At 62.8% G+C, this 20,458-nt stretch carries 21 protein-coding genes; 12 read left to right on the top strand and 9 right to left on the bottom strand.

The genetic code is table 11. The annotated features are described in order from the left end of the window. On the bottom strand, positions 1 to 682 hold a 682-nt coding region (locus DY926_RS10810; RefSeq protein WP_241503168.1), incomplete at its 3' end, for a carbohydrate porin. Positions 683 to 1,020: 338 nt separating this feature from the next. Between DY926_RS10810 and DY926_RS10805 the strand changes: the two genes are divergently transcribed. The 8 genes from DY926_RS10805 to DY926_RS10770 all read left to right on the top strand — a co-directional run bounded on the left by DY926_RS10805 (position 1,021) and on the right by DY926_RS10770 (position 8,725). Next, entirely contained in the window at positions 1,021 to 1,365 is a 345-nt protein-coding gene (locus DY926_RS10805; RefSeq protein WP_116703376.1) for a metal-sensitive transcriptional regulator, read from the top strand. A gap of 165 nt (positions 1,366 to 1,530) precedes the next feature. Then, a complete protein-coding gene (locus tag DY926_RS10800) occupies positions 1,531 to 1,740 on the top strand; it encodes a heavy-metal-associated domain-containing protein (protein WP_186336148.1) in 210 nt (69 codons plus the stop codon). A 101-nt stretch (positions 1,741 to 1,841) separates the two neighbouring features. Then, positions 1,842 to 2,228 carry a hypothetical protein gene (locus DY926_RS10795; protein ID WP_148707759.1) on the top strand — a complete coding sequence of 129 codons (387 nt, stop codon included), beginning with the start codon at positions 1,842 to 1,844 and terminating at the stop codon, positions 2,226 to 2,228. An 81-nt stretch (positions 2,229 to 2,309) separates the two neighbouring features. Continuing rightward, on the top strand, positions 2,310 to 4,097 hold the full coding sequence (locus tag DY926_RS10790; RefSeq protein ID WP_116703374.1) for a copper resistance system multicopper oxidase: 1,788 nt from the start codon (positions 2,310 to 2,312) through the stop codon (positions 4,095 to 4,097). Continuing rightward, positions 4,094 to 4,873, top strand: coding sequence for a copper resistance protein B (locus tag DY926_RS10785; RefSeq protein WP_186336147.1), 780 nt, complete (start codon positions 4,094 to 4,096; stop codon positions 4,871 to 4,873). Before DY926_RS10790 ends, DY926_RS10785 begins: the two co-directional genes overlap by 4 nt. Positions 4,874 to 5,056: 183 nt before the next feature. Beyond that, positions 5,057 to 6,793 (top strand): CHASE2 domain-containing protein, encoded by a 1,737-nt coding sequence (locus DY926_RS10780; protein ID WP_116703373.1) that lies wholly within the window; start codon positions 5,057 to 5,059, stop codon positions 6,791 to 6,793. 37 nt (positions 6,794 to 6,830) lie between these two features. Then, positions 6,831 to 7,214 (top strand): hypothetical protein, encoded by a 384-nt coding sequence (locus DY926_RS10775; RefSeq protein ID WP_148707758.1) that lies wholly within the window; start codon positions 6,831 to 6,833, stop codon positions 7,212 to 7,214. A gap of 17 nt (positions 7,215 to 7,231) precedes the next feature. Then, positions 7,232 to 8,725, top strand: a complete 1,494-nt coding sequence (locus DY926_RS10770) for a M48 family metallopeptidase (protein ID WP_116703371.1) — start codon at positions 7,232 to 7,234, stop codon at positions 8,723 to 8,725. Positions 8,726 to 8,773: 48 nt separating this feature from the next. On the opposite strand, the gene DY926_RS10765 is transcribed toward DY926_RS10770, so the two are convergent. Genes DY926_RS10765 through DY926_RS10750 form a run of 4 tightly spaced genes read right to left on the bottom strand, consistent with a single transcriptional unit; the run spans position 8,774 to position 12,196 of the window. Next, positions 8,774 to 10,063, bottom strand: a complete 1,290-nt coding sequence (locus tag DY926_RS10765; protein WP_116703370.1) for an Hsp70 family protein — start codon at positions 10,061 to 10,063, stop codon at positions 8,774 to 8,776. 50 nt (positions 10,064 to 10,113) lie between these two features. Continuing rightward, complete coding sequence (locus DY926_RS10760) at positions 10,114 to 10,416, bottom strand: hypothetical protein (protein WP_116703369.1); 303 nt, start codon at positions 10,414 to 10,416, stop codon at positions 10,114 to 10,116. Further along, positions 10,413 to 11,915 carry a PepSY-associated TM helix domain-containing protein gene (locus DY926_RS10755; RefSeq protein WP_241503167.1) on the bottom strand — a complete coding sequence of 501 codons (1,503 nt, stop codon included), beginning with the start codon at positions 11,913 to 11,915 and terminating at the stop codon, positions 10,413 to 10,415. The genes DY926_RS10760 and DY926_RS10755 overlap by 4 nt, the downstream gene beginning before the upstream one ends. Next, on the bottom strand, positions 11,912 to 12,196 hold the full coding sequence (locus DY926_RS10750; protein ID WP_116703368.1) for a hypothetical protein: 285 nt from the start codon (positions 12,194 to 12,196) through the stop codon (positions 11,912 to 11,914). The genes DY926_RS10755 and DY926_RS10750 overlap by 4 nt, the downstream gene beginning before the upstream one ends. 201 nt (positions 12,197 to 12,397) lie before the next feature. On the opposite strand from DY926_RS10750, the gene DY926_RS10745 reads away from it, so the two are divergent. The 3 genes from DY926_RS10745 to DY926_RS10735 all read left to right on the top strand — a co-directional run bounded on the left by DY926_RS10745 (position 12,398) and on the right by DY926_RS10735 (position 15,904). Next, complete coding sequence (locus DY926_RS10745) at positions 12,398 to 13,414, top strand: LacI family DNA-binding transcriptional regulator (protein WP_116703367.1); 1,017 nt, start codon at positions 12,398 to 12,400, stop codon at positions 13,412 to 13,414. Positions 13,415 to 13,505: 91 nt separating this feature from the next. Then, positions 13,506 to 14,363 (top strand): shikimate dehydrogenase, encoded by an 858-nt coding sequence (gene aroE / locus DY926_RS10740; RefSeq protein WP_116703366.1) that lies wholly within the window; start codon positions 13,506 to 13,508, stop codon positions 14,361 to 14,363. 101 nt (positions 14,364 to 14,464) lie between these two features. Beyond that, a complete protein-coding gene (locus DY926_RS10735) occupies positions 14,465 to 15,904 on the top strand; it encodes a sugar porter family MFS transporter (protein WP_116703377.1) in 1,440 nt (479 codons plus the stop codon). 7 nt (positions 15,905 to 15,911) lie between these two features. Here the strand turns inward: DY926_RS10735 and DY926_RS10730 are convergent, their stop codons facing one another. Together DY926_RS10730 and tmpT are read right to left on the bottom strand one after the other, a co-directional pair. After that, positions 15,912 to 17,333 (bottom strand): MFS transporter, encoded by a 1,422-nt coding sequence (locus DY926_RS10730; RefSeq protein WP_241503166.1) that lies wholly within the window; start codon positions 17,331 to 17,333, stop codon positions 15,912 to 15,914. Between the two features lie 173 nt (positions 17,334 to 17,506). After that, positions 17,507 to 18,157: a thiopurine S-methyltransferase gene (gene tmpT, locus DY926_RS10725; protein ID WP_116703364.1), complete on the bottom strand. Its 651-nt coding sequence runs from the start codon at positions 18,155 to 18,157 to the stop codon at positions 17,507 to 17,509. A gap of 220 nt (positions 18,158 to 18,377) precedes the next feature. Between tmpT and DY926_RS10720 the strand changes: the two genes are divergently transcribed. Further along, the gene (locus tag DY926_RS10720; RefSeq protein ID WP_116703363.1) at positions 18,378 to 19,205 is read left to right on the top strand and encodes a dienelactone hydrolase family protein; all 828 of its coding nucleotides are present in this window, start codon (positions 18,378 to 18,380) and stop codon (positions 19,203 to 19,205) included. Positions 19,206 to 19,228: 23 nt separating this feature from the next. On the opposite strand, the gene DY926_RS10715 is transcribed toward DY926_RS10720, so the two are convergent. Both DY926_RS10715 and DY926_RS10710 read right to left on the bottom strand, forming a co-directional pair. Beyond that, positions 19,229 to 20,227: an ABC transporter ATP-binding protein gene (locus DY926_RS10715; protein ID WP_116703362.1), complete on the bottom strand. Its 999-nt coding sequence runs from the start codon at positions 20,225 to 20,227 to the stop codon at positions 19,229 to 19,231. A gap of 2 nt (positions 20,228 to 20,229) precedes the next feature. After that, positions 20,230 to 20,458, bottom strand: a 229-nt coding sequence (locus DY926_RS10710; RefSeq protein ID WP_338034338.1) for an oligopeptide/dipeptide ABC transporter ATP-binding protein, incomplete at its 5' end; no start/stop codon positions are given.

The raw sequence follows: 20,458 nt of genomic DNA, 5'->3' as shown, positions 1-20,458 counted from the left end.
ACAGGTTGACCGATGGCGCCATGGGCCAGCCGAAATTGGCGTTGAGGTAGAGCGATGCGTAATCGCTGATCAGGAATTCGGTATCAAGATCCTGCTGGCCGATCTTCACGTCCAGCTTGTCCCCGAGGAAGGACTGCTGGTACCACAGCTCGAACAGGCGGGTGGACCGGTCGGCCTCGAACCCGCTGACGGGGTTGAAGTTGGCCAGGTGGTCCTGCGAGATCGAGCGCCCGCGTGTCTGCAGCGCACTGACATTGAACAGCCCGCCCTTCAGGCCGAACAGCTTTTCGGTATCGACGGTCAGGGTGGGCATGGTCACGCCGTCATAGGCAGGCCCGGTGCCCGAACCGGCCGCCCCGTCATTGCCCGATGCCGAGCCGCCGGTGCCGTTGCCCCACAGTTCATCGACTTCCTGAATGTCGAAGCTGATGCCGTGCTTGTACAGCCATGGCCGCGCGCCGCCCATGTCCCCCAGCAGGTTGCCGCTGGTGTCGAGTTTGTCGCCATCGCCTGCCGCCTTTTCCTGCGCATCGGCCTGTGCGCGTTCTGAATCGCGCAATGTGGCGGGGTCGGTTTCGTTCAGCAACGGGGTGGAATTGCCCAGTCGCGCCCGGTCTTCCTCAATCTGGGTCGGGGCCTGGGCATGACCGGAATGCGGAAGCAGCAGCCCGAAGCAGAGCATGCCGGACCCACAGCATAACCGGATCATGTTACTGAAATGCTGGTCTTTACACAATGGGGTGGAGAGGGTGGACCTGCTCATGGCTTGCATCACGCGCCTACGTAATTAATAATTTGTATCATTGAGATTAATTATCATTTACGGGGCAACCATTTTTCGGTCAACCCGTTTTGCAAGTCTTTCTCAATAAGAATCCGTGTCAAAAAGCCGGTCACGCGCATTTGTGGCTGGAATGTCACATATCAGGGGCAGGGGACCGGCGCGGAGTTTTTCCCTGCACCCTTCTCCCGATCACGTTCCGGTGGTACCATGGTCCATACAGGATCAAGGTGAAACGGATGCCACGACACAAACAGTCGGCGCAGGAAGCCGCCAGTTGTCACCATTGCCCGCCACCAGCGGCTGAAACGAAAAAGGTCGAGCAGCCGAACAAGAAGGCCCTGATCAACCGTATCCGCAGGATCGAGGGGCAGGTTGGCGGGGTCCTGAACATGGTGGAGGAAGACCGCTACTGCGTGGATATCCTGACCCAGATTTCAGCCGTGAAATCCGCGCTGGACGGGGTGGCGGTCCAGATCCTTTCCACCCACGCCACCGGGTGTGTGCGCAGGGCGATCATGGAAGATGGCGGAAGTGCCGAGATTACGGAACTGCTGGGCATCATCCGCAAGATGATGCGCTGAACGCTTCCGCCATGGGTGGTCACATGAAATTTGCATATCCCCCGGCGTGAGATCGCACTAGATTGTACCTAAATAGAGCGTACGGCGCATTTTTGCCCTGTGGAATGCTGGCGGCCCGGATGTCACGGGCCGGGCAGGGGATGCGCGCAGGAAAGGAAACGGACCATGTCAGACACGGCGCATCTTACGGTTGAAGGCATGTCCTGCGGTGGGTGTTCAGGCAAGCTCAAGGCAGCGCTGGAGGCCGTGCCCGGCGTATCCGCGGTGGATGTTGTGCTGGAAGGGGGCAAGGTGACGGTGCAGTATGATCCGGCCACCGTCGATGTGCCCCGGCTGGTCAGCACGGTTGAGGATACCGGGTTCGACGTTGTCTGAACCGACCGCCCGCTGCGGGAGAAAATGCTTTCAATCATACCCCCAACGGGTATAAAGGCTGGCATGCCCGCATGTGGTTCATCTGTGCACGGGAGCCCTGAATGGTCAGGAGACATGGCCGGATACTGATTGTGCTGTTCACCTGTCTGCTCATGCAGTTCGGGTTGCTGGTCGGTACCCTCCCCGTGTCGGCACAGGAGGCCCATGCCCATGCCAGCATGGCGGGGTGTGATGACATGGCAGGGGGGCATTGCTCGTCGTCCCCACATGCCATGCCGATGGAACATACGCATCATCACGCCCGTCATCAGGAACCATGCTGCCATATCCACGCATGCGTGTCCGACCTGTCATTTCCAGCGCCGGTCCATATGGTGGACCAGCCGCCGGGCGTGAACCGGCATGCCTTCATCTTTCCCGCTCAGTTGCGTCCTGTCGGGGGGGACTGGCTGCCGCCCCTGCGCCCACCCAAATCCCGGAATAGCTGAGGGGCCATAGCGCCCTGTCGCGCCACGCTGTCCTGCTGTCGGATGGCGTCTGTACCAGCTTGATTTTTCCGGGTTTTTCATATGTTCATACCGTCTCGTATCCGGGGCGGCCTGACACGTCGCCGTTTTGTCACGGGCCTTGGGGCCGGGGGCATGATGGCCGCACTGTCCCGCCCCGCGCGGGCCAGCCGGGCCATATCCGGCATGGTGCCACCCGCGTCCAGCGCGGTGTGGAACATGACTGTCAGCCGAAACCGCGTGGAAATTGACCGCAAGGTCCTGCATCCGGCCTGTATGGAGGGAAGTGTTCCCGGTCCCATCCTGCGCTGGCGGCAGGGGGATACGGTCACCATCAACGTCACCAACGCCCTGCGTGATGAAGATACCTCCATCCACTGGCACGGCATCCGCCTGCCCGCGAACATGGATGGCGTGCCGGGCCTGAGTTTTACCGGCATCCCGCCCGGGGAGACATTTACCTACCGCTTTCCTGTCAGCCAGAGCGGAACCTACTGGTATCACAGCCATTCCGGCATGCAGGAGGCACAGGGCCTCTACGGCGGCATCGTAATCGACCCGCCACGGCCGGACCCCAATGCGTGTGAGCGGGATTATGTCATCCTGCTGTCCGAATGGACCGATGTGTCTCCCATGGACATCATGAGCAACCTCAAGATGCAGGATGACTATTACGTCTTCCGCCAGCGCACGGCCGCTTCCTTCCCGCGTGAGGCGCGTGCCGCCGGGAGCGCCATGGCGGCACTCAGGGACCGCCTGGCCTGGTCGCGCATGCGTATGGCCGCGACCGACATCGCGGATGTTACGGGCATCATCTACACCTACCTGCTTAATGGCCATGCGCCGGACATGAACTGGACCGGCCTGTTCCGCCCCGGTGAAAGGGTGCGCCTGCGGTTCATCAACGGCTCGTCCATGACGTTTTTTGATGTCCGTATCCCCGGCCTTGAAATGCTGGTGGTGCAGGCCGATGGCAACGACATCGAGCCGGTGCCGGTGGATGAATTCCGCATTGGCGTGGCTGAAACCTATGACGTGATCATCCAGCCGAAGGAGGACCGGGCCTACAGCATTTTCGCCCAGAGCGAGGACCGCACGGGCCACGCGCGCGGCACGCTTGCCCCGCGTGCGGGCATGGTCGCGCCCGTCCCGCCCATGGATCCGCGCCCCGTCCGCACCATGATCGACATGGGCATGGGTGACATGAAGCCGGGTGAAAGCATGAAGGGCATGGATATGTCCGACATGAAACCCGATGATGACATGGCGGGCATGGACATGGGGGATATGGACATGAGCCACATGGCCCATGCGGATACCCCGCCAATGGAGGTGGATGACCCCGGCCCGCCGCCCCTGAATGTTGAAAACCAGAATGTCGCGAAAATGCCGGTGGACCGGCTTGGCAGCCCCGGCGACGGGCTGGAGCATAATGGGCGCAGGGTGCTGAATTACCGCCAGCTTCGCGCGCTTCGTCCCGGCGTGGACCAGCGCCCGCCCACGCGGGAGATCATCCTGCACCTGACTGGCAACATGGAGCGGTACATATGGGGCTTCAACGGGCGGAAATTTTCTGAATCGGGACCAATCCGCCTGCGCCGGAACGAACGCGTGCGCTTCACCCTCATCAACGACACGATGATGGAGCACCCCATCCACCTGCACGGCCTGTGGAGTGAACTGGAAAACGGGCAGGGCGCGTACCGTCCCTACAAGCATACGCTCATCTCCCAGCCGGGGTCGCGCATGAACTATCTGGTCACGGCCGATGTGCCGGGCATGTGGGCCTATCACTGCCATCTCATGCTCCATATGGAGCTGGGCATGTTCCGCACGGTGATCGTGTCATGAGGCGGGTATTCTTTCTGGCGCTGCTTCTGCTGGCAGGCACGGGGCAGGCGGCGCATGCGCAGCCGGGCAGCACCACCTACCATGCGGCCGATGCCCCTTCGTCCACGCCTGTTGCCTATCTGGGCGGCATGCGGCCCGTCATGGATCAGGCCAGCTATTTTCACGGCATCCTTGACCAGCTGGAGGGACGTTACGACCCCGGTGGTTCGGATTTCCGGTGGGATGGCGAGGCATGGTACGGCACGGATTACAACCGCGTCTGGCTCAAGACCGAAGGCACGCTGGAACGCGGCCGTTTGCATGACGGGGATCATGAACTGCTCTACAGCCGCGCGGTCTCGCCCTATTTCAATGTGCAGGGCGGGGTCCGGGCGGATATTGACGATGGGCCAACCCGCACATGGGGCGCGCTGGGCGTGCAGGGGCTGGCGCTGTACCAGTTCGAGGTACAGGCCACGGCCTATGTCAGTGACAGGGGGCGGTTTGCGTCCCGGCTTGAAGGGTCATACGATTTCCTGCTGACCAACCGGCTGATCCTGCAGCCACAGGCGGAATTCAATCTCTATACCAAATCCGACCCTGCCCGGCAGGTGGGCGCCGGGCTGTCCGATGTCGATACGGGGTTGCGCCTGCGTTATGAAATATGGCGGAAATTCGCGCCCTACGTGGCCGTGACCTATTCCGGGTACCTGACACAGGCGCGGCGGATCGTGCATGACCAGCATGAGGAAACCGGCTCGCTCAGGTTCAGCTTTGGCGTGCGGAGCTGGTTCTGAAAACCTGCCCGCGCGCCGGCTGGCTGCCCGGTGGCCCTGAATAGACAGCCACCGGCCGGGCAGGTTGCGGGCGGGATATATGGTAGTTACGGATTGTTTCTTTTCTGTTGACCTGCCTGTTTTTCGATGACAAAGAATTGCGAAATGGATGGTCTAATTTAAGCGTGAGAAGCATACCCGACTATGAAGGCAACCGGCCAGGATGATGTTCCCAAACTCTGGCATCGGGGTAGGCTGTCCAAGCGGCGTTATGCCTGGTACGCCTGGCTGGGCCTGCGGGGCGTGGGGCTGCTGCTTCTCTTCTTCATGTACTGGGTGGTTTTCAAGTATATCGACCCCGTAGGACTGGAAAGCGCGACCAAATCGGCATCGGGCCTGTTCTTCTCCGCCATTACGGAACCGTTTTATGGCTACGGTTCGTCCGGGCGTTCCCAGTCACATGTTGCGGTTGTGGAAATATCGGATGATTCCCTGCTTTACTTCGGGGAGACATGGCCGATTTCCTATCATCACCATGCTTACATGCTCAAGCAGATACTGGATGCCAAACCGGCCGCGATCCTGGTTGACATCTACTTCAACGGTGAGCGGCAGAACGATAACCTGCATGAGTTTGATGGCGTGCTGGCGCAGGCGCGCGAGATGAACGTGCCGATCTTTTTCGTGCACGGCATCCCCGGTGACCCGACCAGCATGCTGCCCGCGCCGCTGACGCCGTATCAGGTCTATTCCGGCTGGACGGATGAAAAACCGGGCATGTACCCCCTGCATGTGGAAGTGCCGGGCAGTGAGGAAACTGCCCCGACGGCTGCATTCGCCATGTATTCAGCGCTGTGCGCCGGTAAATGGAGCAGCCTGTGCCACGTGAATGAAGCATTCGAGGAACCGGCCTTCGTGCGTTGGGGCGTGTATGTCGATCCCGCCCAGAAGCAGGTTTTCGACAGTTCGGGCGGATGTAAGGACGCAACGGCGGACGGCGGGTCCCGCCTGTCCCGCGCAGCCAAGACCGGGCTGCATGCGCTAAGGGGGAAGTGGACCCCGCCCAGGGAAAATGCCTGTTTTTACCCTGTCACCATGGATGCATCGCTGCTGAACCGGATATCCCCGCGTACGAACCGGGCCTATACGGACGTGCTTCAGGGCCGTGCGGTCTTTTACGGGGGCGACCTTTCCGCCATGCATGACGTGGTCATCGCGCCAGCCATCGGGCAGGTGCCCGGTGTGCAGTTGCATGCCATGGCGTTTGATAACCTCATGACCTATGGCGAGCATTATTTCCATGAAGCGCCCGCTTTCATAAAAAGCCGCTACCTCTCGCTTGATGAGGCGGAGGCGGTGGAGCTGGTATTATGGATGGCGCTCAGCCTTACCCTGATCATAAAGCACTTCAGGGCCATGGGCAGGAAGGCCGCAGCCACCACGGCCGCCCCGGCGCGAATCACGAAGGAAACTGAAAAGGAAGTCCTGCTGCAGGAAGAACAGCAAAAGCAGGCCATGATCACACGCCACCGCATGCTCCGTCACGCCAAGGTCTGGGCGGGGGCCGTGTTCTGTAGCATCTGCTGTGTCTTTGACCTGACATCGCGCCACATGTTCTCTCCGGTTCTTGTGGGTCTGTATGTGGGTGTATTCATCCTGATCGTGCTTATGCCGATCGAGTTCGAGACACGGACCTATCTGAGGAAGCTGCGGCAGGTCCTGTGCATCAGCGCCGTGGCCTTCTGTGTAAATGAACTGTTTTTTCACTGGCCCAATACGGACTGGATCGGCCTTGCGCTGCTCTGGTTCACGGTGCCGGAAGTGAACGAGGATAACAGCCCGGTGCAGAGTATATCGAACTTCAGTTCGTCTCTGTGGCAGAAGGTTTATTCCCGGTACGAAAAAACAAAGACATTCATGAATCTCGGTCATGGGAAATGACCCGGAAATTACATTGGATTACATCAGGAAAAATGAAATGAAGTCCTATTTTTACGCTGCATTGTTTGCCGGTATTGTCATGGTAGGTGTTTCCGGTGTTGCACGGCCGGGTCATGCGGCCACGAATAATGTGGTGACGGATGTATTTTCCGATTCCGTAACGGTATTCGGGCCGGACCATAAGCCGATGGGCAAGATGCCCGCTTCCGCCCTGCTGCACCACCCGGTGGTGGGCGAGGACCCGGCTACCGGCCTGCTCCGCATCCGCACTGACAGCGGCATTGTCATGGTCAAGCCGGGCAAGGTCGGGACCAGCGCCAAGGTCGAACTCCCGGCGGAAGGGGACTGCCGCCTCCTGCGTCCCGCTTCCGCCAGCCGTGAGGATAGCTCCACCTCCGGCCTGGCGTCCGGCTGCAACTGATCCCGGGGCAGGACAGCATGAAATACCGTTGTGGATTCAGGCATCTGGCGCTGTGTGCCCTGGCGTCTGGCACCCTTATGGCCGGGCAGGCTTCGGCCGCGCCGGATGTCCCGGCCAAGGGTAAGTACATATCCGTCATCACGCCGGTCACTTCCTACCCCGCCATGCAGCCTGGTCCGCAACTGCTGGACCCGAACAACAAGATCCCGGTTGGCGTGCTGTCCGAGCCCGTAACGGTTGCCTACCTGAAAAAGATAGCCACCAACCTGCTGGCGGGCTGGTCCGGGGCGCGGCCGCCCATCTATATCTACATCCAGCCCAATGATCAGTTCACCAGTGACGCGACCATCGGGGGCACGCTGGTCTTTACCACCGGCATCCTGAATTATTTTGCAACCACGCCGGGTTTCCAGTCGGAAGACTGTATGGCGTTCGTGGTGGCGCATGAACTGGCGCATGTCCTGCTGAACCACCCGGCGGACATGCGACATTCCAAGAAGATGATGGACAAGACCAACGGGGCGCTACAGCTCATGTCCATCATGGCGCATATGGCCAAATATGCGCCCGTGGGCGGGGGCGCGGCGCTGGCCTATGTTGCGGACAGCGCCCTTGTACAGCTGACACAGGAATATATTTTCCCGATCTGGCAGCGTGGGCAGGAAATAGAGGCGGATACTCTTGCCATCGACCTTATGGCGCGCGCCAATTATTCGGTGGAGGAATCGCTGAAGGTTCTGGAAATCTTCAAGCAGAAAGAACAGGAAGAACGCGCCAAACAGGCCGCGATGGACCGGAATTTTTTCAAGGACGTGCTCAATACGGGCAATCCGGTTACAGGCTTCTTCAACCAGGGCATAGGCTGGCTGGGCCGGAACGTACAGTCAGGGCTGCATGATATCGCAGCCGACCATCCCGGCGGAGGCAAGCGGCTCAAGAACGCCCGCAATTACATCAACCGTGAATATGATGACCAGATGGTCACGCTGCGCGCCGCCCCGTTCCGGTCCTTTATTGCGCAGCAGCCGGTCAGGCAGCTCCTGACGGATGTAAAAAGCCTCAATACACTCCAGACGGAAGCCCTGGACAAGAAGAACGCCCCCAGTGCCGACGCCACATTGCGCGCCCTGCACGACATAAAAAGCAGCGCGGTGCAGCGCAGCGAATATTATTTTTACATGGAATACGTGGCCCGCAAGGAAAAGGGGCAGGGGAACCAGATGCTGGGCCAGTTGCATCAGGCCTACCTGCGGCCTGACGTGACGGAGGACATTGCCAAGTCCTATGCCGAGACGCTGGAATCACAAAAGCAGTACACGCAGGCGCTGAATGTCTATGAAAACATCCAGCAGCAGTTTGGTGATGACGGCATGTATGCCTACCGCATCCGGGTCATCAAGAAACAGGACCCGAAAAACGGTAATACGGCGGTGCTGATGGCCAAATGCATCGCAACGGGTGATGAAGCCATCAAGACGCTGTGCAATGACGCACAGAATAACAAGCTGTAGCCAGCAGGTATAAGGGCGGTCCGGGCGGGTTTTCACGCCCGGGCCAGCCTAGCCGTTCATCAGGGCCAGTCCTTCCGCCACGGATACGAACTCGCCCCCCGTATCCACCCGCTCATGCCCGAACCGCCTGACAAACAGGTCACGCACGGCAGGTACGAATGATGTGCCGCCGGTCATGAACACCCGGTCAATCGCCGTTGCGGGCAGGCTGGCGCGATCGAGTGCGGCTTCCACCGCGCTGTCAAAGCGGGCCAGGTCGGGCGCGATCCAGCTTTCGAATTCGGCGCGCGTGATTTCACGGTGGATTTCCAGACTGCCGTAGGAGTAGTCCAGCACAGTCGCATCGGCCGAGGACAGCGCACGTTTCGCCGCCCCGACCGCACGGTAGAGTGCCTGTCCCTGCTGGTCTTCAATCAGTTTCATCAGCGCATGGAGCCTGTCGGGTTCGGATGCGGTGCGGGCCACATCGGCAATGGCGCGCAGTGTCTGCGGTGTGCGCATCAGTGCCAGCCGGTGCCAGTGGCCAAGGCTTGCGTACCATTCCACCGGCACCGGCAGGGGCTGCCCGCCCATGACCCGATAGGTCGTATGCCGCCCCAGCTCGGGCGAGATGACGTTGTCGATAATCCGGTAGTCAAGCTGGTCCCCGGCAATGCCAACCCCGGCATATCCAAGCGGCGTGGTGCCCTGCGGGGCATCCGGGTCGAAGCGGAGGATGGAGAAATCGCTCGTGCCGCCGCCAAAATCCGCAACCAGCACCGTGGCCGGTTCCGTCAGCCGCTGCGCGAAACGCCACCCGGCGGCTTCCGGCTCCAGCGCCACATTGACCTGCCCGAACCCGGCGGCGCGGAAACTGTCACGCAGCCGCTGTTCGCCAAACGCATTGTCACTTCTCTCACCCGCAAACTGCACGGGCCGCCCCACCGTGGCGCTGACATGGGCCGGATCAACCTGAAGGGTGTTCATAAGACAGGTGAGGAAACGCGCAATCAGCATTTCCAGCGTCATGACCTGGCCCAGCAGCCGTGTCTGCCGGAAGGAAGACTGCGCCAGATAGGACTTCATGGACATGATCAGCCGGCTTTCCGCCGGATCTTCCAGATAGGCGTCAATCGCGGCAGCCCCGATGGCCTCATGCAGCGACGGGCGGCCGGGTCCGGCCTCCTCATGCCACAGGCACAGCAATGAGCGGCAGGTCTCGACCGGCGCGTGGTGGGGAAAGGAAAAGCGCATGGGGTGCGGCTGCCCGTGCGCATCCAGCATGACCACGACCGTATTGGTCGTGCCGAAGTCAATGCCAAGCCTGACTGCGGGGGAAGGAGAAGTGATGGAAGACATGCGGCCTGATTAAGCATCCCGCCGGTTCGTGTCCATCCGCAACAATGGGGTCATGGCCGTCTTTCCCGCGCCACCCGTCGCCCGTCCGTTCCGATAATGCGCGGCCCGAAGCACAGGCCGCAGGCCACCACCAGCCCTGCAAGGGAGGCGGTCATGCACCACACCAGTATTCCGGCAATGGCGTCATGGCGCGTCGTGACCAGAAGTGCGAGCACGGGCGCAAGCAGGCGTGTCCCCCACAGGGCAGGGCGGTAACCGGGCCGTGGCGGTGGCAGGCCATAGCGCCCCGGCTGCAACCACGCATGGCATGACAGGCAGATGACCCACAGCAGCAGGGAAACGGTAATGCTCATGCCACACGCCCCACCCGCCGGGCCGCGTAGAGCGCCACGGACCCCGCCAGCAGGCTGACACCACCCACCGCGGCATGGAGACTGGGGCACGCACCCCATGCGCCGGGTGCCGTCAGGATATCAAGCAGCGGTAACCCGCACCCCAGCACCCCGATCCCGCCAAGCTGTTCACGCCAGCCCGATGCCGCATGCCGGGTCAGCGCGCGACCCATCCCATGCAGCAGGCACAGCCCCCATGCGGTGAAGAACAGGTCAATTTCCCACATATCGCGCCCGGGCAGGGCAGGGGGCAGCAGCCGGTTGGCCCACAGGTACACAAGCATGCTGAGCGGCAGCCCGGCGGTTACGGAAATGGTCACTCCCTCCGCCAGGCGGAAGGCCACGAGATGGCCGGACTTGCGACGGCGCTTCATCAGGAACACCACCAGCCCGGTTGTGATGACGGCCGTACCCGCCATGCCGGAGATGAAATACAGCCAGCGCAGCCCGGGCGGGGCAAAGCGCGCGTAATGCAGCCCGCGCACAAGCTGCATGGTGGTGGCGACCCTGCCCTGATTGAGCGTGGTTGCCAGCAGGCGGCCATCGGGCAGGCTGAAATCCACATGGTCACGGCTCATATACGGACCAGCTGCGTCACTGGCCGAGATGGTGATGCGGTCAGCCGCAAACAGGATGAAACCACAATCCCGCCCCTGCATGTTCTCGCGCGCCTGTGCCAGCAGCGGCCCCAGTGGCGGCACCGGCAGCAGGGCCGCTGCGTCGGGCGGTGGCTGGCCGTGACCGTGGCCGTGATGCCCCGGCCCGCCGTGATGGTGGGCGGCAGCGGATTGCGCGGGAAACAGCCGGTCGGCATGCACCAGTACGCCCGTATAGGCGCACATGATCATGAAGGGCAGGAACAGGACCCCGGCCAGAAGATGCCCGTCCAGCCATGACCGCAGGGGCGGGACCGACAGGCGCAGCATGACCAGATCAGGCAGCAGGGCGCGCAGGTGAATCACGATGCCCGACACCACCGCGACCAGAAGCCCCACCCCAAGGATATTAACGATCCTTACCCCGCCAATATCCGCGCTGCGCAGGGTGTAATGGAAATCGTAGAAGAATTTCCCCCCTGCCGTTTCGCGGGCCTGGATCAGCGCGCCGCTGCGTGGGTCAAGGATATCCCCTGTAAATTCATGGCCATTATAATGCAGTACCTGCAATACGGGAAAGCGGTGCGAGGGCAGGTTGAGAAAGGCCGAAATCCCCTGTGCCTGCTGGCTGCGCACGATGCGGGCAGCTTCGCGCAGGGCGGTATCGGTGGGGGCAACGTAGGTATTGACGTTGATTTCGGGCTGCATCCACCGCGTAAGTTCCGTGTCGAATACCGTCAGCGTGCCGGTGGCAAAAATGCACGCAAGGCACAGCCCACACAGGAACCCGACCCATCCATGCAGCCAGCCCATGCGTGTGCGCAGGGTCTCGCGCGGTCCCTCACGTTCCGTCTGGCGCATCATGCAAAACAGCCAAGGGCGGCCAGAACGCCCAGTGCGCCCACCGCCAGCAGGCCGCGCCGCCACGCACGCCCCCCGAAGCCGGTCACGATCAGCACGGGCAGGCAGGCAGTGGCGGCAATATAGCCCAGTGCCGCGGCATCGGCCCGGTCAGGCCCGGCCCACCGGATGAAATCAAGCAGCACCAGATAGGCGGTCAGGTAGGAAAGCGCGCAGGCAGCAACCGCGGCGTAGAACCTGTTTAGCGTAAGGCGGGAGCCGGGGCGTGCCGTGGTCCGGGGCATGGGATGTCCCTGTTACAGATTGAAACAATAATGCGACGCATTTGCAGATTCTACCTATGCCACAGATTGCCAATATACGAAAAGCTTTCAATCAGGGCCAAGGCCGCGCTGCACGCATCCGGGCCGCGTGGTGGCCATGACCGGCCTGACGGTGTAAATGGCTGTATCTTGCAGCAGCACCCATCGGTTCGGGAGGTCAGCATGACACGGCCGGTCACATCAACGGATGTCGCCAGGCGGGCGGGGGTGTCCCAGTCCGCCGTGTCGCGGGCTTTCTCACAGGGGGCAAGCATTGCGCCAGAGACCCGGCGCAAGGTGCTGGAGGCGGCGGCGGAGCTGAATTACCGGCCCAACCGCATCCCGGCCATTATGCTCTCGGGGCGTTCGCGCATGGTGGGCGTTGTGGTGGGGGGACTGTCCAACCCCTTTTATGCCTCCACGCTGGAATGTCTCGCCACATCGCTGCGTGCGGCAGGGCTGCAGATCCTGCTGGTGCATGTTGATGATGCGCTGACGCTTGATAGCGCGCTCGACCAGCTTCTGAGCTACCGTGTCGATGCGGTCGTCACCGCCCTGGCCATTGGCAGCCAGCGGGCCGCGCGCATGCTGTCCGATCTTGCCATACCGGTCATCTGTTTCAATTCCCGCCTGACAGGCCCGTGGATTTCCACCGTTGTTTCCAACAACCACGCGGCGGGTCTTACGGCCGCGCAGGTGTTTGAAAGCTGTGGCGTCACCCGCCCGGCATGGCTGGCCGGGCCGGTGCGCAACGCGGCGTCCCGCGCGCGGGGGCATGGGTTTATTGCGGGGGTCAGGGCAAATTCCGCGCGCTGGCCCGACGGTGTGCTCGAAATGCGTGGCGATGACAGTTACGAAAGCGGCTATGACGCGATCCGCCGCCTGCTGGCGCGGGGCGAACGCCCGGACGGGCTGTTCAGCAGCAATGACCTTATGGCCTGCGGGGCGATGGATGCCCTGCGTCAGCACGGGAGTCTGAACTGCCCCGATAATGTGGTGATGATGGGTTATGACAATATCCCGCAGGCGGGCTGGCATGCTTATGGCCTGACCAGCTTTGACCAGCAGGTGGACTGCCTTGTCGATGCCGCGACGCAACTGCTGGATGCGGCGCTGGGGCCGGATGGTGGCCCGGTATCGCGCACCCGCGTGGTGGATGCGCGGCTGGTAACGCGGCGCAGTACGGCGCGGCTCATATAAACGTGACCTGTTCCGCCATTGTTTGGCGGCCCCATAGCTGTGCATAGCTATGCAATAATCATACATCGGCATGGCACGCGGGAGTAAGCGCATGGGTGACAGGAATTTTCGCAGTATTCTGACCGGCTCGTTCTCGACGCCCTGCGCCGATAACCCGACAGTCGCGATGGTCGAGGCCGCCTACCGCCATGCCGGGCTGGACGCCCGCTACATCAATTGCGATGTGAAGGCCGAACATCTGGCGCAGGCCGTGGCGGGCGCTGTGGCAATGGAGTGGGTTGGCTTCAACTGCTCCCTGCCGCACAAGGTCGCGGTGATTGAATACCTTGATGAAGTGGCGGACTCCGCGCGGATCATCGGCGCGGTGAACTGTGTCTCCATCCGTGATGGCAGGCTGGTGGGTGACAATACCGATGGCAAGGGCTTCCTCGCATCGCTTAAGGGTGTGACCGACCCGTCGGGCAGGAAGGTGGTGGTGCTGGGTGCTGGCGGGGCCGCGCGGGCCATTGCGGTTGAACTGGGGCTGGCCGGTGCGGCGCACCTGACCATCGTGAACCGGGATGTCGCGCGGGCTGAAAATGTGGCGGCGCTGGTGCGTGACAATACGCCCTGCGCGGCGGAGGCCATGGCGTGGACTGGCCCGGTCGCGGTGCCCGAGGGGGCCGATATCCTCATCAACGCGACCTCCATCGGGCTGGGGGATGGTAATGCCCTGCCACCGGTCAACCTTGATACCCTGCGCAGCGGGCTGGTCGTGGCCGATGTCATCCCCAATCCCCCCATGACGCACCTGCTGCGCACGGCAAAGGCGCGTGGCTGCACGGTGCTCGACGGGCTGGGCATGCTGGTCAATCAGGGCGTGATCGGTGTCGAACTCTGGCTGGGCAAAAAGCTCGATGCGGGCGTGATGCAGCGCACGTTGCAGGAGATTTTTGAAGTCCCGGCCTGAATCCGGCGGGACCGGCACGAAAGGGAAGGCTGGATATGACAACCGCTTCCACCATCAGCGGCACCCAGGCCGCCTCACGCCACCGGATACGGCAGCGCGTGATGGAGGTCCTGCCCCAGTTCGCCCATCTGGATGACAGGCGGGTGGAGGCGCGCCGTTATGTCGGCATTGCCGCTGCCGTCGCGGCGGTGGGGGGGCTTCTGTTCGGGTATGATACCGGCATCATTGCCTCCGCGCTGATTTATGTGACGCAGAGCTTCTCGCTCTCCACCAACGGGCAGGAATGGGTGGCCGCCGCCCTCAACCTCGGGGCCGTGGCGGGGGCGGTGATCAGCGGCCCGGTATCGGACCGCTATGGCCGCCGCCCGGCCATCATGCTCGCATCGGTTGTATTTATCCTTGCATCCTTTGGTTGTGGGCTTGCGCCCGATGAAACGGTGCTGATCATCGCGCGCCTGTTCTTGGGGGTTGCGATCGGGGCGACAACCCAGATCGTGCCAGTCTATGTGGCCGAACTCGCCCCGGCGGAACGGCGGGGCAGCCTTGTTTCCCTGTTCCAGATGGTGTTCTCGCTCGGGCTGCTGGTGGCCTTTTTTGTCGGTTATGAACTGGCGGGGCCGCCGGACTGCTGGCGGGCGATGTTCATGCTGGGGGCGGTGCCTGCGGTGCTGCTGGCTGTAGGCATGCTGTTCCTGCCCGAAAGCCCGCGCTGGCTGCTGCACAGGGAGCAGGAAGTGCGCGCCATCGCCATCCTGTACCGCCTGCGCGGGCACCATGACCCCGTGCGGCAGGAACTGGATGCGGTCCTGTGCGTGGAGGGGGAAGACGCAGGCGGCGCCGACACACGGTGGAGCGCGCTGCGGCAGGCATGGCTCCGGCCCGCGCTGGTCGCGGCGCTGGGCATTGCCGCCCTGTCGCAGCTTTCGGGGCCGAATGTCATTGTCTATTACGCGCCCATCATCCTGTCACAGACCGGGCTTGGCCATTCCACGGCGCTGCTTACGTCGGTGCTGGTGGGGGTGACCTCCACCATCACCACGGTCATGGGCATCGCACTGATCGACCGTGTGGGCCGCAGGCGGATGCTGCTGTGGATGCTGCCGTTCGCGGCGCTGTCACTGTTCATACTGGGGGCGGTCTTCCTCAGCTCTGCACCGGTTGCGGGCGTGCGGATGGTGCTGATGGTGGCGTCGCTGCTGGGCTACATCTTCTTCAATTTCGGGTCACTGTCGGTTGCGGTCTGGCTTATCGCGTCGGAAGTGTTTCCCCTTCAGGTCCGCAGCAAGGCGATGGGGCTGGCCAGCGCGACGGTCTGGCTGTCCGATACGCTTGTCTCGCTCGTGACCCTTTCCCTCGTCAACGCGCTGGGCACGACGGGCACGTTCTGGCTGTTTGGCGTCATCAACGTCATATCCTTCGTGTTCGTGTGGGCCTGTGTGCCCGAAACGGCGGGCACGACGCTGGAGGATATCGAAGGCCGCCTGCGCACGGGCACCTTCCTGACGCAGGGCGGGCGGGAAGGGGGCCGCGCACGATCCTGACCTTACGTTACGCTTTGTGCCCGCTTATTTCCTGCCCCAGCGTGCGGGGCATGCGCACATAGCCCACTGCCGCCACCGCCGCGATCACGGCCGCGATGAAAAAGGTGGCGTGCAGTTCCGCCAGCCCCACGCCGGGGCTGTGGTCCAGAACCTGAAAGAGCGAGAGGCTGAACGCCGCGCACGCCACCCCGGCGGCTGATGCCGCCTGTTGCAGGATGGACAGGATACCCGATGCCGCGCGGCGTTCACTGGCCGTAATATCGGCAAAGGCGACGGTTGAAAGGCTGGTCAGTTGCATGGAGCGTGTGGCCCCGGCAAAGACCAGTATCATGACCAGCAGCGCCACATTCGTATCCGGCGCGGCAAAACCGCATGCCAGCAGCGAGAACGTGACCAGCACCCCGTTGATGAGCAGCACGTTACGAAAGCCGAACCGGCGCAGGATGGCGCTGGTAAAGGGCTTGAGCCCAAGGTTGCTGCAGAAATAGACCAGAACCCAGCCGCCAGCAGCAGCAGGCCGTAGCCCAAAGCCAAGCTGGAACAGCAGCGGCAGCAGGAACGGCATGGCCGAGAACAGCGTGCGGAACAGGATGCCCGGATACAGCACGACATAACGCAGGCTGGGGCGGCGCAGCGGCGCCAGCGACAGGATGGGCGTGGGGTGCCGCCTGAGGTGCCGCACGGCGGCCCACCCTGTAACAAGGCCGCATATGATCAGCCCGAAGGCGATTTCGCGCCCCGTGCCCTGTTCCGCCGCGCGCTGGAAACCGGCCAGCAGCGTGGTCAGCGCCACGGCGCAGAGGGAAAACCCGGTAAAGTCCATGGGGGCGGGGGCGGATTTTTCCTCCTGCGGGACAAAGCGCAGGATCGCGAGTGCGCCTGCCAGCCCGATGGGCAGGTTGAGCCAGAAATTCCACCGCCAGTCGAGTGTCTGGGTAATGAACCCGCCCAGCACCGGGCCAATGATGGGGGCTAGCAGCCCCGGCCATACGGTGACTGCCTGCGCACGCATGAGGGCGGCCTTGGGCGTGTGGCGTAATACGACCGACATGCCCACGGGCATCATCATGGCGCCCGCCAGCCCCTGTGCGATCCGCGCCAGCACGAACATGCCCAGCCCCGGCGCCAGCCCGCACCACACGGAAGCAAGCGTGAAGGCGATAACGGAGACAAGCAGCACCCTGCGCTCCCCGATCCGTTGCGACAGCCAGCCCGAGAGTGGCGAAAGTGCTGCCGAGGCCAGCATGTAGGCCGTAATCCCCATAGACAGGTCGATGCTGCTCACGCCAAAGGAGCGGGCCATCTGCGGCAGGGATGTATTGATGATCGCACCATCAAGGTTCTGCATGAACGATGTGGCCGCCATGATCAGCGCGATCATGGGGGAATAACGCGGCTGTGCGGACGGGGTGCCTGGGCGGGAGTTCATGTTGATCTGGAAGGAACCGGAACTGGGGGAAACGGGGCGGGAGCCTGCCCATTGCCTGCAGTAGGCCATATCCGGCGGGGTTCATCCAGAGGTCATGCGCAGGCTGGCGTAAATGTCAGGGCGAAAAACCGCCATGGATTCCCGCCATGGTGCGTGTGGCGGGTATCAGCGCCTCAGGCCGCGCTGTCGCGTGGTTCCATGATCCATACGATTTCCGATGCGGGGCATACGCCCTTCAGCCCGCCCTCCAGCGTCGGTTTTTCGATGCAGGTCAGGTGGAACCGGTCGTTGTAATACTGTCGCACCTCGGCATCACTGACCGAAAAGGGCGGTCCCGGCCGTGCCGACTGGTCATATTCCAGGCACACGAGCAGGGTGGGGGCCGCATCCGTTATGGCCATGACGTGGGCCGCATAGGCGGCGCGCATGTCCTCGGGCAGGGCGATCAGGGCGGCGCGGTCATATACGGCATCGACCGGGCCGAGCATGTCGGATGTCAGGTCAAAGATGTTGCCCACGAAGATGCACAGGTCATCCGCCTCGTAACGCCGCAGCGGCCCTTCTTCCGAGATGCGGGGCGTGACCCCCAGTTCGTCAAAGAGCTGCCTGACGGCCAGTTCGCTCAGTTCAATTCCGGCAACTTCAAACCCCTGTTCCAGCAGCCAGTGGATATCGAGGCTTTTCCCGCATAGCGGCAGGAAAATACGCGCCCCTTCCGGCAGGCCAAGCGTGGGCAGGTGGCGGGTCAGCAGCGGGTTGGGCTGGAGTTCGTGAAACCCGATCTCATTGCGCTGCCATTTCTCGCGCCAGAATGTTTCGTTCATCAAAGTCAGCTCCGGTCACTTCACTCTTGGGGCGGTTGTATCAGTTCCCCCATGACCCGCAAAACGGTACATACCCCGCAGGTTAAAAGTTTCGTGTGCGCACAGGTTCCGACATGGACCAGTGAAAATGGTTGCGATTGCATGAACCGGGCGGGAAACTGACGGCCCGGCTGCACCATATTGTGTAAATACGTAATTTTATTCTTAATGGAGACGCGTGATGCCTATCCTGTTTTCCCTACGGCGTTCCGTATCGCGTGTTGTCCTGCCGACTGGACTGCTGGCGGGGCTGTTTATCGCCCACGCGGCGCAGGCGCGGATGGTGGCGAAACCTGTTTCATGGACATTTGAGGGCACGCCCTTTGCCAGCGTGCTGGTGTATGATGATGCGGTGGCCACAAGGCGGCCCGGCCTGCTTATGGTCCCGGCATGGTTCGGGGTGAATGAAAACGCCATCCGCAAGGCCGAGCGGATAGCTGGCCAGCGCTATGTCATCCTGCTTACGGACATGTACGGCGCGACCGTACGGCCCCGGAATACCGAACAGGCCCGTGATGCGGTCAGGCCGCTGCTGGCGGACCGAGCACTCATGCGCCGTCGTGTCACTTTCGCGCTCGGGCAGTTCAGGGCGCAGGCCGCGCAGGCTCCGGTTGACGTGTCACATCTTGCCGCGATCGGTTTCTGTTTCGGGGGTGCAGCCGTGCTCGATCTTGCGCGCAGCGGGGCGGATGTGTCGGCCGTGGTCTCCTTCCACGGCAATCTCGGTACCGATAACCCGGCGCTGGCGCACAACATCCGTGCCAGTGTTCTGGCCATGAACGGGGCGGATGATGAAACCACATCCCCCCAGTTCAGCGGTTTCACACAGGAAATGCGCGCCAGTCCCGCCCCGTGGCAGTTCGTTGTCATCGGCCACGCGGTCCACTGCTTTACCGAGACGGAAGCCACGGCCCCCACCGGCCTGTGCCGCTACGACCCGCAGGCCGCCGCCCGGTCTTACGGCCTGATGCAGCAGTGGCTGGCGGATGGTTTTGCCGCCAGACCGTAGCCGCGTCTGGCGCGGGCGGCTTTTCAGTCATCCGCCAGCGGGAAATGGCATGCCACCTCATGCCCCGCCCGGATGGGGCGCAGCACGGGTTCTTCCGCACGGCAGCGATCGCGTGCATGCGGGCAGCGGGTATGGAAGCGGCAGCCCGCCATGCGCTCAACCGGGCTGGGCACATCGCCGCGCAATGCCGTAGCATGGCTGGCCCCGACCACGGGGCGGGGAACAGCCGCCGTCAGCGCCGCCGTATAGGGGTGGGCGGGATGGTGCAGCACGCTGTCGGTTTCCCCCAGTTCGACAATCACGCCCAGATACATGACCGCCACACGGTTCGAGATCTGGCGCACCACCGCCAGGTCATGGGCCACGAACACATAGGTCAGCCCGAGCCGTTCGCGCAGGTCGGCAAAGAGATTGACGATCTGGGCCTGAATGGACACATCCAGCGCCGAAACCGGCTCATCGGCCACGACCAGCCGGGGGGACAGCGCCAGCGCGCGTGCGATATTGATGCGCTGGCGCTGGCCGCCGGAAAATTCATGCGCGTAACGCCCCAGCGCCTCAACCGGCAGGCCCACCAGTTCCATAAGCTCGTGAACCCGGTCACGGACCACCGCCGCGGACCGCCTGCGCCCATGTGCATCTGGATGGACGTGCAACGGTTCGGCCAGTATGTCGCCAATGCGCCGCCGGGGGTTGAGTGATGCGCTGGAATCCTGAAACACCATCTGCATGCGCGGGCGTAACGGACGCAGCGCCCGTTCACGCAGGCGGGTTATGTCGCGGCCTTCAAAGCTGATCCGCCCGGCGGATATATCGGTCAGGCGCAGCATGCAGCGCCCGAGCGTGGATTTGCCGCAGCCGGATTCCCCCACCAGCCCCAGCACCTCCCCGGGCATGACGTGCAGCGAGATCCCATCCACCGCCTTCAGCGTCCGGCCATGGGGCAGGCGATAGGCCTTGCGCAGCCCGTCCAGCGCAAGCAGGGCAGGCACGGGTGCGGCGGAGGGCGTGTTCGTGTTCATGGTTATGGCTCCCGCATGGCGCGCGGCGGCAGGGGCGTGCCCTCGGCTGGCAGGACGCAGGCGGCATCCTGCCCGGTTGCAACCGTGACCAGCGGCGGCGGCCGGAGCCGACAGCTTTCATGAACATATGCGCAGCGCGGCCCGAACGCACAGCCTGCCGGGCGTTGGGCGGGCAGGGGTGGAACCCCGGCAATGGCGGGGAGCCGGTGCGGCCGGGGGCCATACAGGGGC

Origin of the sequence: Komagataeibacter melaceti, assembly GCF_003403295.1 — a bacterium.
Taxonomy (GTDB): Bacteria; Pseudomonadota; Alphaproteobacteria; order Acetobacterales; family Acetobacteraceae; genus Komagataeibacter; species Komagataeibacter melaceti.
Note: the sequence above shows the minus strand (reverse complement) of the source record. Positions and strands in the feature narration are given on the sequence as shown.